Source organism: Nocardia blacklockiae, from assembly GCF_015477355.1.
Lineage (GTDB): Bacteria > Actinomycetota > Actinomycetes > Mycobacteriales > Mycobacteriaceae > Nocardia > Nocardia blacklockiae.
Map to the genome: position 1 here is coordinate 286,386 of NZ_JADLRJ010000007.1, position 12,401 is coordinate 298,786.

At 69.6% G+C, this 12,401-nt stretch carries 12 protein-coding genes; 9 read left to right on the top strand and 3 right to left on the bottom strand.

Going from position 1 to position 12,401, the window contains the following annotated elements; genetic code table 11:
* Positions 1 to 37 precede the first annotated feature (37 nt).
* From IU476_RS22810 to IU476_RS22820, 3 genes are all read left to right on the top strand, one after another.
* Positions 38 to 994: an amino acid ABC transporter permease gene (locus tag IU476_RS22810; RefSeq protein ID WP_195103216.1), complete on the top strand. Its 957-nt coding sequence runs from the start codon at positions 38 to 40 to the stop codon at positions 992 to 994.
* 32 nt (positions 995 to 1,026) lie between these two features.
* Positions 1,027 to 1,779: an amino acid ABC transporter ATP-binding protein gene (locus IU476_RS22815; RefSeq protein ID WP_195103387.1), complete on the top strand. Its 753-nt coding sequence runs from the start codon at positions 1,027 to 1,029 to the stop codon at positions 1,777 to 1,779.
* Positions 1,780 to 1,924: 145 nt separating this feature from the next.
* Positions 1,925 to 2,392, top strand: coding sequence for a DUF4383 domain-containing protein (locus tag IU476_RS22820; protein WP_324194204.1), 468 nt, complete (start codon positions 1,925 to 1,927; stop codon positions 2,390 to 2,392).
* A 14-nt stretch (positions 2,393 to 2,406) separates the two neighbouring features.
* On the opposite strand, the gene IU476_RS22825 is transcribed toward IU476_RS22820, so the two are convergent.
* Positions 2,407 to 3,321: a LysR family transcriptional regulator gene (locus IU476_RS22825; protein ID WP_195103217.1), complete on the bottom strand. Its 915-nt coding sequence runs from the start codon at positions 3,319 to 3,321 to the stop codon at positions 2,407 to 2,409.
* A 71-nt stretch (positions 3,322 to 3,392) separates the two neighbouring features.
* Here IU476_RS22825 and IU476_RS22830 point away from each other — a divergent pair, with 71 nt between their 5' ends.
* The 4 genes from IU476_RS22830 (at position 3,393) to IU476_RS22845 (ending at position 7,675) form a co-directional block, all read left to right on the top strand.
* Positions 3,393 to 4,754 carry an FAD-binding oxidoreductase gene (locus IU476_RS22830; protein ID WP_195103218.1) on the top strand — a complete coding sequence of 454 codons (1,362 nt, stop codon included), beginning with the start codon at positions 3,393 to 3,395 and terminating at the stop codon, positions 4,752 to 4,754.
* Positions 4,755 to 4,832: 78 nt separating this feature from the next.
* Positions 4,833 to 5,717 (top strand): SPFH domain-containing protein, encoded by an 885-nt coding sequence (locus IU476_RS22835; protein ID WP_195103219.1) that lies wholly within the window; start codon positions 4,833 to 4,835, stop codon positions 5,715 to 5,717.
* A complete protein-coding gene (locus IU476_RS22840) occupies positions 5,717 to 5,884 on the top strand; it encodes a type II toxin-antitoxin system antitoxin (protein ID WP_195103220.1) in 168 nt (55 codons plus the stop codon). The genes IU476_RS22835 and IU476_RS22840 overlap by 1 nt, the downstream gene beginning before the upstream one ends.
* A 108-nt stretch (positions 5,885 to 5,992) precedes the next feature.
* Positions 5,993 to 7,675: a hypothetical protein gene (locus IU476_RS22845; protein WP_195103222.1), complete on the top strand. Its 1,683-nt coding sequence runs from the start codon at positions 5,993 to 5,995 to the stop codon at positions 7,673 to 7,675.
* An 11-nt stretch (positions 7,676 to 7,686) separates the two neighbouring features.
* Here the strand turns inward: IU476_RS22845 and IU476_RS22850 are convergent, their stop codons facing one another.
* Positions 7,687 to 8,565 (bottom strand): class I SAM-dependent methyltransferase, encoded by an 879-nt coding sequence (locus tag IU476_RS22850; RefSeq protein WP_195103391.1) that lies wholly within the window; start codon positions 8,563 to 8,565, stop codon positions 7,687 to 7,689.
* Positions 8,566 to 8,871: 306 nt separating this feature from the next.
* Between IU476_RS22850 and rpsA the strand changes: the two genes are divergently transcribed.
* Entirely contained in the window at positions 8,872 to 10,344 is a 1,473-nt protein-coding gene (gene rpsA, locus IU476_RS22855) for a 30S ribosomal protein S1 (RefSeq protein ID WP_195103223.1), read from the top strand.
* Positions 10,345 to 10,541: 197 nt separating this feature from the next.
* Complete coding sequence (locus IU476_RS22860; protein WP_195103224.1) at positions 10,542 to 12,071, top strand: phospholipase C; 1,530 nt, start codon at positions 10,542 to 10,544, stop codon at positions 12,069 to 12,071.
* Between the two features lie 155 nt (positions 12,072 to 12,226).
* Here IU476_RS22860 and IU476_RS22865 read toward each other — a convergent pair whose 3' ends face one another.
* Positions 12,227 to 12,385, bottom strand: a complete 159-nt coding sequence (locus tag IU476_RS22865; protein WP_195103225.1) for a hypothetical protein — start codon at positions 12,383 to 12,385, stop codon at positions 12,227 to 12,229.
* Positions 12,386 to 12,401: the final 16 nt, after the last annotated feature.

The window sequence follows — 12,401 nt, forward strand, 5'->3', positions numbered from 1 at the left end:
CGACACGCGTGCCGCCCGGCGTCGGCGAGGTGAGGGCGTGAGCGAGCGCGACGCCGCGGCGCCCGGCCCGAACGACCCTGTCGCCGAGGCGGATTCGGGCACCGAGCCCGAGCCGATCAAGGCGGTGCCGCTGCGGCATCCGGGCCGGTGGTTCGCCGCGGCGATCATCCTGGCGCTGCTGGCGCTATTCGTCTACGGGGCCGCCACCAACGACGCCTACCGGTGGGACACCTACGGCAAGTACCTGTTCGACAGCCGGATCGAGTCCGGCGTCCTGGTCACCCTGGAACTGACCGTGCTGGCCATGGCCATCGGCGTGGTGCTGGGCGTGGTGCTGGCGGTCATGCGCCTGTCGCCGAATCCGGTGCTGCGCTCGGTGGCGTGGGTGTACCTGTGGGTCTTCCGCGGCACACCCATCTACGTGCAACTGGTGTTCTGGGGCCTGTTCCCGTCGCTGTACAAGACCATCGACCTGGGCGTGCCGTTCGGGCCGCAGCTGCTGCACATGAACATCCAGGACTGGCGTACGCCGTTCCTGTTCGCGATGATCGGCCTGGGCCTCAACGAGGCCGGCTACATGGCCGAAATCGTCCGCGCCGGAATCAATTCCGTCGGCGAGGGGCAGCGGGAAGCGTCGCTGGCGCTCGGCATGTCGTGGGGGCAGACGATGCGCCGCACGGTGCTGCCGCAGGCGATGCGGGTGATCATCCCGCCCACCGGCAACGAGCTGATCAGCATGCTCAAGACCAGCTCGCTGGTGGCGGCGATCCCGCTGACGACCGACGTGTACGGCCGGGCCCGCGACATCTATGCCGTGAACCTGCAACCCATTCCGTTGTTGCTGGTCGCGGCGACCTGGTACCTGGTGATCACCAGCATCCTGATGGTCGGGCAGCACTATCTGGAGCGGTACTACTCGCGCGGCGTCAGCCGCCAGCTGACGGCCAAACAATTGCGAGCGCTGGCCGACGCCCAGCTGGAGGTGGGCAAATGAGCACGGCCGCAAGCGTTTCCGGCGTCGCGCCGATGATCCGCGCCGAGCGGGTGTGCAAGAGCTTCGGCGCGCTGCAGGTGCTCAAGGGCATTTCGCTGGAGGTGGCGCGCGGGGAGGTGATGTGCTTGGTCGGGCCGTCGGGCTCGGGCAAGTCGACGTTCCTGCGCTGCATCAACCACCTGGAGCAGGTCAATGCCGGGCGGCTCTACGTCGACGGCGACCTGGTCGGCTACCGCGAGAAGGGCGGGCGGCTCTACGAGCTGAACCCGCGCGAGGCGGCCCGGCAGCGGCGCGACATCGGCATGGTGTTCCAGCACTTCAACCTGTTCCCGCACCGCACCGTGCTGGAGAACGTCATCGAGGCGCCGACGCAGGTGAAGAAGTTGCGCAAGGCCGCGGCCGTCACCCGGGCCACGGAACTGCTCGACCGGGTCGGCCTGGCGGAGAAGGCCGAGGCCTATCCGGCGCAGCTGTCGGGCGGCCAGCAGCAGCGCGTCGCCATCGCCCGCGCGCTCGCCATGGAACCCAAGCTGATGCTGTTCGACGAGCCGACCTCGGCGCTGGACCCCGAACTGGTCGGCGAGGTGCTCGGCGTCATGCGCGAACTCGCCGCCTCCGGCATGACCATGGTGGTGGTGACTCACGAGATGGGTTTCGCGCGCGAGGTCGCCGACCAGCTGGTGTTCATGGACGGCGGGGTGGTGGTGGAGTCGGGACCGCCGCGCGAGGTGCTGGCGAACCCGCGGCACGAGCGCACCCAGGCGTTCCTGTCGCGCATCCTGTGAACCGGGACGGCGGCTGCGCGGGTTATCGCCACCGCCGTGCCGGTCATCGGATTGCCGAGGGCCTTCCACCGTCCGGGACTTTCAACTACGCTGTGTAGTAGAAGCTGCTGCGCAATAGCAGGTCCCGGGCGAATGGGAGGACGCCGTGCACGCACAATCCGTGGCGGAGGGCCGAATCGCGGTGGCGCGGTGGAGTTTTCTGCAATGGGCCGTTTTCGTGGTCGGGATCGCGCATGTCGCGTGGGCCGTCGCGGGCTGGATCGCCGAACCTAGCTTCGCCGTGGGTGAGCACGCGCCCGCGACGCCCGTGCTCGGCATGGACTACAACGGCTGGCACGCCGTCGCGGGACTGCTGCTGTTCACCCCGGCCCTGGCGGCGGCGCTGCGCAAGACCTGGGCGGCGTGGTACTGCGTGATCGCCGCGCTGGGTGGGGGTTTCGCGGTCGGCCTGTGGGCGCTGTTCTCCGACCACGTGCTGATGTTCAGCTTCCCGCACCACCACATGGACGCGATCGAGCACCTCGTGACCGGGGTGGTGCTGCTTGGGCTGGTGGGAGTGCAGGCGGTGCGGGACGGCGGTGTGCGTCCGGTCCTCGGGTTGCCGCCTCGCTGAGCAAAGCGCTGGCGTCAGCCCACGCTCGCATGTTCGCGATGCTCGGTCAGAGCCAGACGTAGTTGTCCCAGTAGCACTTTCGCGGCGGGCGTGGTGAGTCGGTCGGTGCGCCAGGCGAGCGCGAGTTGGCCGCGCAACTCCGGCTCGACGATCGGGATGGCGCGCACGCCGAACGCGGCGGCCTCCTCGGAGGTGAGCGCGGGAACGACGGCGGTGCCCAGACCGCGGGCGGCGAGCTTCAGCAGCAGCGGGGGAGCGGCGGCCTCGAACGCCACGTTGGGCTCGAAACCGGCCGCCGCGCAGGCGCGTTCGAGCACACCGCGAATGCCCGTGCCGGGCACCAGGCAGATGAGCGGCCGATCGCGCAGGTCGCCGATCCGGAACGTCGGCGGCGCCGCCTCGTGTGCGGCGACCGCCGCGACCACCGCGGTATCGAGCACGATGTCGACCCCGACGCGCGGATCGAGATCCGCCCCGGTGAGGCCCACCAGGGCGATATCCAGTGTGCCCCTGTCGAGTTCGTCGAGCATCAGGTCGGAATTCGTCTCGGTGAGGGTGATGTCGACCTGCGGGTGGTCGTCGTGGAAGTCGGCCAGCACCGCGGCGATGTCGAATTCCGTTGTGGCAGCGCCGGACACGGTGCCGAGGCGGATGTGCCCGCGCAGCAGACCGGTGAATTCGTCGGCGGTGTGGCGGATCCGGTCGGTGGCGGCGAGGGCCGCGCGGGCGTGCGGCAGTACCGCCGCGCCGGCGGCCGTCGGCGTCACGGTCCGCCCGGACCGGTCGAGCAGCTGCTGGCCGAGCTCGCGTTCGAGCTGCCGGATCTGCGACGACAGCCCTGGCTGAGCCAGGTGCAGCCGGGCCGCAGCCCGGGTGAAGTTGGCCTCCTCGACCACGGTGACGAAGTAGCGCAACTGGCGAAGCTCCATAACTGTCGATTCTAGCTACTAGAAAATCTATCTGTTTCACTTCTCGGTCGAGGTGCGGAATCGTCGAAGACATGACGAACACGAACTCCGATCTCCCCGCTTTCTCCGGTCCCGTCTTCCGACCCGGCGAGGACGGCTACGACGCCGAGGTCGCCGGCTTCCAGACCGCCTACACCCACCGCCCCGATCTGGTCGTGGGCGCCGCGCACGCCGAGGACGTCCGCGCGGCGGTGGAATACGCGGCGCGCCACCGTCTTCCGATCGCGGTGCAGGCGACCGGCCACGGCCTGTCGGTGGCCGCGGACGGCGGCGTCCTGATCAGCACCCGCCGGATGACCGACCTCACCGTCGACCCCGCGGCCCGCACGGCCCGCGTGGCGGCCGGTGTGCAGGCCGGGGCACTCATCGACGCGGCGGTCGCGCACGGGCTGGCCCCGCTGAACGGCTCCTCGCTGTCGGTCGGCGTGATCGGCTACCACCTGGGCGGCGGCCTGGGCATCCTGGGCCGGACCTTCGGCTACGCCGCCGACCACGTCCGCGCGATCGAGATGGTCACCGCCAACGGGCGATTGCGTCGCTTGGTTCCCGGCGACGCGCTGTTCGGCGCGGTGCTCGGCGGCCTCGGCAACTTCGGCGTCGTCACGGCACTGGAGATCGAGCTGGTCCCGGTCACCACCGTCTACGGCGGCCAGCTGGTCTTCGACACCCCGCTCGTGGAACCCGCCCTGGAGGGCTGGCGGCTGTGGACCGACGGCCTGCCGGAGGAGATGACCTCGGCCATCACCTTCATGACGATGCCCGACATTCCCGTGATCCCCGAACCGGTGCGCGGGCGGTACCTCGCCACGATCAACATCGCCTACACCGGCGCGGCGGCCGACGGCGAACGCCTGGTCGCGCCGCTGCGGGCGATCGGGCCGCGGCTGACCGACGACCTGCGCTCCATGCCGTACGCGGAAAGCCATGGCATCTACCGCGATCCGGACTTCCCGCACGCCTACACCGCCACCAACGCGCTGCTGACGGACCTGCCCGCGGACGCGGCCGCGGCCGTGCTGGACGCGACCGGGCCGGAGTCGCCGGTCTCGGTGGTCGCCGGCTTCCGCCACCTCGGCGGCGCGCTGCGGCGGCCCGGCCCGGCCGGTGTCGCGGTGGACCATCGCGAGGCGGAGTACATCGCCCGGTTCATCACCGCGCCCGAGGACGGCGGCACGGCCGTGCGCGACCGGCACGACCTGATCGCAAAGGCGTTGTCGCCGTGGACGATCGGACACAGCCTGAACTTCCTCTACGGGGCGCAGGACTGGGCCGGACCGGACCAGACCAGGGCCGGCTACCGGCCCGAGACCTACGACCGCCTGGCCGCGCTGAAGGCGGAACACGATCCCGCCAACCTCTTCCGCCTCAACCGCAACATCGTTCCGGCGGCCTAGGCGCGCACCGGCTTTCGCGGACCGCCGCCGCGGCTTCATGCTATTGTTGTGATATCACTTCGATATTGGGAGGATGTCATGGAGCTTCGTCCGGCGTTCCGGGTGAACGGGTTCCTCGTGCTGATCGTGCTGGTCGTCCTCGGCGGCGGCGCCCTGATCGGCGGTATCGCCGCGGCGGGCGTCGCGTCCGAGGACAGCGGCGCCGGGGCCGCGGCGGGGGCGGTGGCCGGGTTCGTGGTGGCGGGCCTCGCGCTGGTGCTGCTCAGCGGGCTGACCACGGTGGGCCCCAACGAGGCCAAGGTGCTGCAGTTCTTCGGCCGCTACATCGGCTCGGTGAGCGAGGCGGGGTTCTTCTGGGTGGTGCCGCTGACCGCCCGGCGGCGAATCTCCTTGCGGGTGCGCAACTTCGAGACCCAGACGCTGAAGGTCAACGACTCCGACGGCAACCCGGTCCAGATCGCCGCGGTCGTCGTCTACCGGGTGGTGGACAGCTTCAAGTCCGCCTTCGCCGTCGACGACTACGAGGAGTACGTGCAGACCCAGTCCGAGGCCGCCGTGCGGCACCTGGCCACCGTGCACCCCTACGATTCCGACGATCCGGCGCGCACCAGCCTGCGCAACGGCGCGGAGGTCGCCGAGGAGCTGACCACCGAACTGCGCGAGCGCACCGCGCTGGCCGGCATCGACGTGCTCGAGGCCCGCATCACCCACCTGGCGTACGCGCCGGAGATCGCCCAGGCCATGCTGGTCCGCCAGCAGGCCGCGCAGGTGGTGGCGGCACGCAGTCGCATCGTCGAGGGGGCGGTCGGTATGGTCGGGATGGCGCTGGAGCGGCTGACCGCCGAGGGCATGGTCGATCTCGACGAGGAGCGCCGGGCGACGATGGTGTCGAATCTGCTGGTGGTGCTGTGTGGGGACCGTTCCGCGCAGCCCGTGGTCAACACCGGATCGCTGTATTCGTAATGGCCAAGCGCGAGCCGAAGAAGGTGCTGCTGCGGCTCGATCCGGCCGTCCACGAGGCCGTGGCCAAGTGGGCGGCCGACGACCTGCGCAGCGTGAACGCACAGATCGAGTACGCGCTGCGGCTGGCGCTCGAACAAGCTGGTCGCTCGCCCAGGAATCGGGATTGAAACAGACCGGTTGCCCGTTTAGTCCAGTATAGATCACCAACAAGTCACGTATTGGGCACAGAATGCATAAGGACGTGCGATTATGCGTCCAATCGGTAACGTGTTGGCGTGCCTATCGCGTTCGAAACCGGCGGACTGCAGCAACTCGATCCGTGCACATGGGGCAATCCGGCCACTGGTGATCTTGTCACGCTCGTGTACATCGACGCCGTGCCCGATCTTCCGGCCGCGCTGGAGGACATCGATACGCTGCGTTACCGGCTCACCGAACAGCAGGCCGAGTTCGGCTGCCTCATCGAGGCGTACACCATCGCCGTCGCCGGACAGCCCGCGTTGCTGCGGCTGGAGAAGTTCCCGCTCGCGGACGGGGGCGGGCTGGGCTTCACCGCCGGGATCGTGGTGCCCAAGGCGACGTGCAGCGCGATTCTGAAGATCATGTGCCGCGAGACCGGGCGCTCGGGCACGCGCGAGGCCGCGATCGTGCCGAAGGTCGGCTTCCAGAACATGTTCCGGCCGCATCCCTACGCCCCGGACGTGCGGGGCAAACTGCCCTACAACGTGGCCGACGACGCGCAGTGGGACTCCCAGTTCCCCGATCACCCGCTGAGCCGGGCCCGCCGGTGGATCTCGCTGGCCAGCCGGACCGCCCGCATCGACCCGCGCTTCGCGGCCCTGCCGCCGTTCACCGGGCCGGTCGCGGCCGGTGCGACGGAGACCGCCGCCGAGCCCCCGGCGCCCGCGCCGAGCGAGCCGGTGCCGCCCACGGCCGGGTCCGCCGAGACCGCCCCGATCCCCAGCGCCTCCGCGTTCGGCACCGTCGCGCGCAAACCCGCCGCGCCCACCCCGGCAACCCCGACACCGGGCAGCATGCCGCGGCTGCCCGCGAGCGCCGCCGCCTACGCGGGCAGCACCGCCGCGGCATGGACCAGCCCCCCGAGCGATCCGAACGCCGTGGACTTCTCGCAGCCGCCGGGGACTCGCAGGCCCGGTGCGGCCGACCACGCGGACACGGACCTACCGCCGTCCGGCGGTCCCGCCGACGCACCGTCGCCCGATCACCGATCCGACCCCGTGGAGTCCGCCGCCACGACGATGATGCCGTCCGGGCACCGAGCCGACACCGCGGACGGGCACCGCGCCGACGCCGCCGAGACCACCATGCTGCCGTCCGGCCACCAGCCGGACGCCGCCCCGGACAGCGCCGACACGACGGCCATGCCCTCGGGCATCCCGCTCGCCGACCTGCGGCTGTCCGCCGAGACCACGATGCTGGCCACCAACGGGCACGCGGCGAGCGGCAGCGACGCCTCGTCCGCGCGGGAGAAGCTCCCGGCCGACGAGACCACCGCGATCCCCGCTCGGCCCGACGCCGGTCGCCGGTTCACTGGATCGGGGGAGTCCGGCCCCGATTCCGAGCGGCGGTTCACCGGATCAGGGGAGTCCGGCTCCGATTCGGAGCGCCGGTTCACCGGGTCCGGGGAGTCCGGCTCCGATTCGGAGCGGCGATTTACCGGGTCCGGGGAGTCCGGCTCCGATTCGGAGCGGCGGTTCACCGAACCCGGCGACTCCGGCATGGACAGTGGCCCAAGGTTCGGCGGGGCCGGGAATTCCGGTGCGGACCGGGAGGCACGGCTCACCGGGGCCGACTCGCGGCCGGAGGGCGATCAGCGGTTCACCGCCGACTCGGCCGAGACGACGGCGCTGCCGTCGGGGCGGGGGCACGGCGCGTCGGTGCCGGAGGACGCCGCGGTCGGCGCGGGTGCGGAGACCCGGCCGATCCCCAAGAGCTGACGCGCCGGACCCTAGTTGCCGGTCGGTTTCTCGGTCACGAAAATGGCTGTGCCCGGGAAGATTCGACCACGCAGCGGGCTCCACTGGCCCCACTCGCGCTCCAGCCACTCCGGCCAGCCCGGCTCGACGAGATCGACCAGCGTCAGTCCGGCGGCGACGATCTCGCGGACCCGGTCGCCGACGGTGCGGTGGTGCTCGACGTAGGTGGGCTCGCCGTCGCCGTCCACCTCCACGTACGGCGACCGGTCGAAATAGGACAGCGACGCGACCAGACCCTTCGGTCCCGGATCGTCGGGGAAGATCCAGCGCATCGGGTGGTTCACCGCGAAGACCCAGCGCCCGCCCGGCCGCAGCACCCGGGCCACCTCGCGCATCACCCGCGCGGAATCGGCCACGAACGGTACCGCCCCGAACGCCGAGCACGCCAGGTCGAAGGAGGCGTCCGCGAACGGCAGTGCCTCCGCGCCGGCCTGCACCAGCGGCACCCGCGGCCCACCCCGTGCCATAGCGGCCTGCCCGCGCCGCAACATTTCCGCCGAAAGGTCCAGGCCGACCGGTTGCGCGCCGTTCGCCGCGAGCCAGCGGGCGCACGGCGCCGAGCCGCAGCCGATTTCCAGCACGCGCTTACCGGCGATATCGCCGAGGAAATGCCAGTCGGCCTCGTGCAGGCCTTCCGGGCACCAGATGAATTCGCCGTTCGGGGAATCCACGCCGAGGAACTCGGCATGGGTTTCGTGGTATTGCTCGGCGTCGGCGTCCCACCACCGGCGGCTGGCGCGCTGACTGGCCGCGGCGTCGATCGAGGTCCGGGCCACCCCGGCCGTGCCGAGCAGGGCGTTCGCCTGCGCATGACGTTCCGCGCCGGCCGGATCGGGCGATGTCGCGAGCATTTCTTCCCGTTCGCCGTGCACACCGGGATGATCTTCGGGCATCATGTCAGAGTAGCCACGCGGGCAGGGGGACCCTTGTTTGCTTGCCACATCTCACGTCGCGTACGCTGATTCCCGCGAGTGCCCGCCGTACTTGCGTACCGGGGCGCACGCGTGCTGTGAGTTTATGCAATGAGTACAGCGTTGTGCTGTGTCGCAGCGATGTGCTGTGCACGCCGACGCTAGTTCCATCGCTGTGAGTTCACAGCAAAACCGAAAGCCCACATGTCCACTACCGACCACAATCCGTCCGGAGCAACCCAACACATGCCCACCACTGTCACCTCGCCGCAGGTAGCCGTCAACGACATCGGCTCCGCCGAGGACTTCCTCGCCGCCATCGACAAGACGATCAAGTACTTCAACGACGGGGACATCGTCGAAGGCACGATCGTCAAGGTCGATCGCGACGAGGTCCTGCTCGACATCGGTTACAAGACCGAAGGCGTCATTCCTTCCCGCGAACTGTCCATCAAGCACGATGTCGACCCGGCCGAGGTCGTTTCCGTGGGCGATGAGGTCGAGGCTCTTGTTCTCACCAAGGAGGACAAGGAAGGCCGGCTGATCCTGTCGAAGAAGCGGGCTCAGTACGAGCGGGCATGGGGCACCATCGAGGAGCTCAAGGAGAAGGACGAGGCCGTCAAGGGCACCGTCATCGAGGTCGTGAAGGGCGGTCTGATCCTCGATATCGGCCTGCGCGGCTTCCTCCCCGCCTCGCTGGTCGAGATGCGTCGCGTCCGCGATCTGCAGCCGTACGTCGGCAAGGAGATCGAGGCCAAGATCATCGAGCTGGACAAGAACCGCAACAACGTGGTCCTGTCCCGCCGCGCCTGGCTCGAGCAGACCCAGTCCGAGGTCCGCTCCGAGTTCCTGCACCAGCTGCAGAAGGGCCAGGTCCGCAAGGGTGTGGTCAGCAGCATCGTCAACTTCGGCGCGTTCGTCGATCTCGGCGGTGTCGACGGCCTGGTGCACGTCTCCGAGCTGTCCTGGAAGCACATCGACCACCCGTCCGAGGTCGTCGAGGTCGGCATGGAGGTCACCGTCGAGGTGCTCGACGTGGACCTGGACCGCGAGCGGGTCTCGCTGTCGCTCAAGGCGACTCAGGAAGACCCGTGGCGGCAGTTCGCCCGCACCCACGCCATCGGCCAGATCGTGCCCGGCAAGGTCACCAAGCTGGTGCCGTTCGGTGCGTTCGTGCGTGTCGAGGAGGGCATCGAGGGCCTGGTGCACATCTCCGAGCTGGCCGAGCGCCACGTCGAGGTGCCGGATCAGGTCGTCTCCGTCGGCGACGACGCGATGGTCAAGGTCATCGACATCGACCTGGAGCGTCGCCGGATCTCGCTGTCGCTGAAGCAGGCCAACGAGGACTACCACGCCGAGTTCGACCCGTCGAAGTACGGCATGGCCGACAGCTACGACGAGCAGGGCAACTACATCTTCCCCGAGGGCTTCGACCCCGACACCAACGAGTGGCTCGAGGGCTTCGACAAGCAGCGCGAAGAGTGGGAAGGCCGCTACGCCGAGGCGGAGCGTCGCCACAAGATGCACACCGCGCAGATGGAGAAGATGGCCGCCGACGCCGCCGCGGAGGCCGCGAACGGTGGCGGATCGTCCAACTACTCCTCCGAGAGTGGTGAGCGGTCGTCGTCGTCGTCCTCGCAGTCCGAGTCGGCCGGTGGCTCGCTGGCCAGCGACGCGCAGCTCGCCGCGCTGCGTGAGAAGCTGTCCGGCAACGCGTAATTCGCTCAGCTGACGCAGGCCCCCGGTGATATTCACCGGGGGCCTGCGTTTTTCGTCGTTCCGGTCGGACTCGCGGTGCGAGTGCCGCACGGTCGGTTCATTCGCGCGCTACCGTTGCGTCACCCGAGATCCGTTGTCCTCGGCGAGAATCGGTGAAACTGTCCTATTTCAAATCGGCGAAAGGTCGAGTCGGCGGCATGGGTCTGTTCGAAGGCGTCAATCGGCGAGAGTTCCTGGCGAAGGCCTTGGCCGCCGGCGGTGTGGGCGCGCTGGCCGGTTGGGCGAATCCCATCATCGAGCGGGCCTACGCCGCGGACCCCGCGGGGATGGGCGGGCTCGGCGACATCGAGCACTTCGTGCTGCTCATGCAGGAGAACCGGTCCTTCGACCACTACTTCGGCACGCTGTCGGGGGTGCGCGGCTTCGACGATCCCTCGCCCGCCTGGCAGCAGTACGGGTACGCGCCGGGCGTCGGGCCGACCGCCGACGGCTACCTGGTGCCGTTCCGCCTCGACACGACGCGCGGCGCGAGTCTCGACGGCGAATGCGTCAACGATCCCGACCACAGCTGGGCGGGCATGCACGAGGCGTGGAACGGCGGGGCGAACGACCGCTGGATGCCGATGTCGATCGCCAGCGTGGGCGCTGGAAACGGCCCGGCCGCAATGGGTTACCACACCCGCGCCGACATCCCGGTGCACCACGAACTGGCCGACGCGTTCACACTGTGCGACCACTACCACTGCTCGGTGCTGGGCCCGACCGACCCGAACCGGCTGTACTGGATCTCGGCCACCCTCGATCCGGACGGCCGCGCGGGCGGACCGCTGGTGGAGACGCCGCCGATCATCCCGCAGAACGCCTACAGCTGGCGCACCTACCCGGAGAACCTGTCCGAGGCCGGGGTGAGCTGGAAGATCTACAACAACCGCGACGTCGGCCCCATCTCCTCGGTGATCCTGGACGGCATGATGGGCTGCTTCACCCAGGCCGCCGACCCGAATTCCGAACTGGCGCAACGGGGTAAGGCCCCGGTCTACCCGCAGGACTTCGCCGCCGACGTGGCCGCGAACCGGCTGCCGTCGGTGTCGTGGGTGATTCCGCCGCTGTTCAACTGCGAGCATCCGGCGCTGCCGCCGGCGTTGGGCGCGGTCGGGATCATGCAGGTGCTCGACATCCTGACCTCGAATCCGGCGGTGTGGGAGAAGACGGCGCTGATCGTCATGTACGACGAGAACGGCGGCTTCTTCGACCACGTCACCCCGCCGACGCCGCCACCGAGCACGCCGGGGGAGTTCCTCACCGTCGATCTCGCCCGGGTGCCGGCCGCCAAGGGTGTCGCCGGACCGATCGGCCTGGGTTACCGGGTGCCGTGCTGGGTCGTCTCCCCGTATTCGCGCGGCGGGCTGGTGTGTTCGGAGACGTTCGATCACACCTCGCAATTGCGTTTGCTGGAGCGCCGTTTCGGTGTGGAGGTGCCGAATCTGACGGCCTGGCGCCGCGGCGTCACCGGCGATATGACAACGGCATTCGATTTCGCCGCCGCACCCGACGCGGCGCCTCCGCGCATCACCGATCCGAATTCCCGCACCGAAGCCGCACTCGCACAATGCGGGCCGAATATCGCGCTCGGCACCGCGGGATCGGGAACGCCGTATCCGGTGCCGCCCAACAACATGCCGACGCAGGAACCCGGTACCCGTCGCCGCCCCAGCGGACTCGTCTAGGCCCGGCGGTCACCCTTTCTCGTCATCCCGGCAGCCATTCCCCTTCTCGTCATCCCGGCGTGCTTGTGGCCGGGATGACGGAGGTGAGCGAGTGAGCCGCAGGACGAGAACCGGCGAAACTTCTACGCGCGGCGGAAGAAAGCCTGCGCAGCAGGTCAGCTGGCGGTGGCCGGAACCCAGTGGGCCGCGGCGTCGGCCGTCCGCTTGCGGATGGCGGCCAGACTGTGGCGGGCCGGACTGATGAGCGCGGTGAGCCACGGGCGCCGGAACTCGGCCAGCGCGGTCGCGACCTCCGGGATGTCGATGCAGTGCATCGTGCCTCGCCTACCC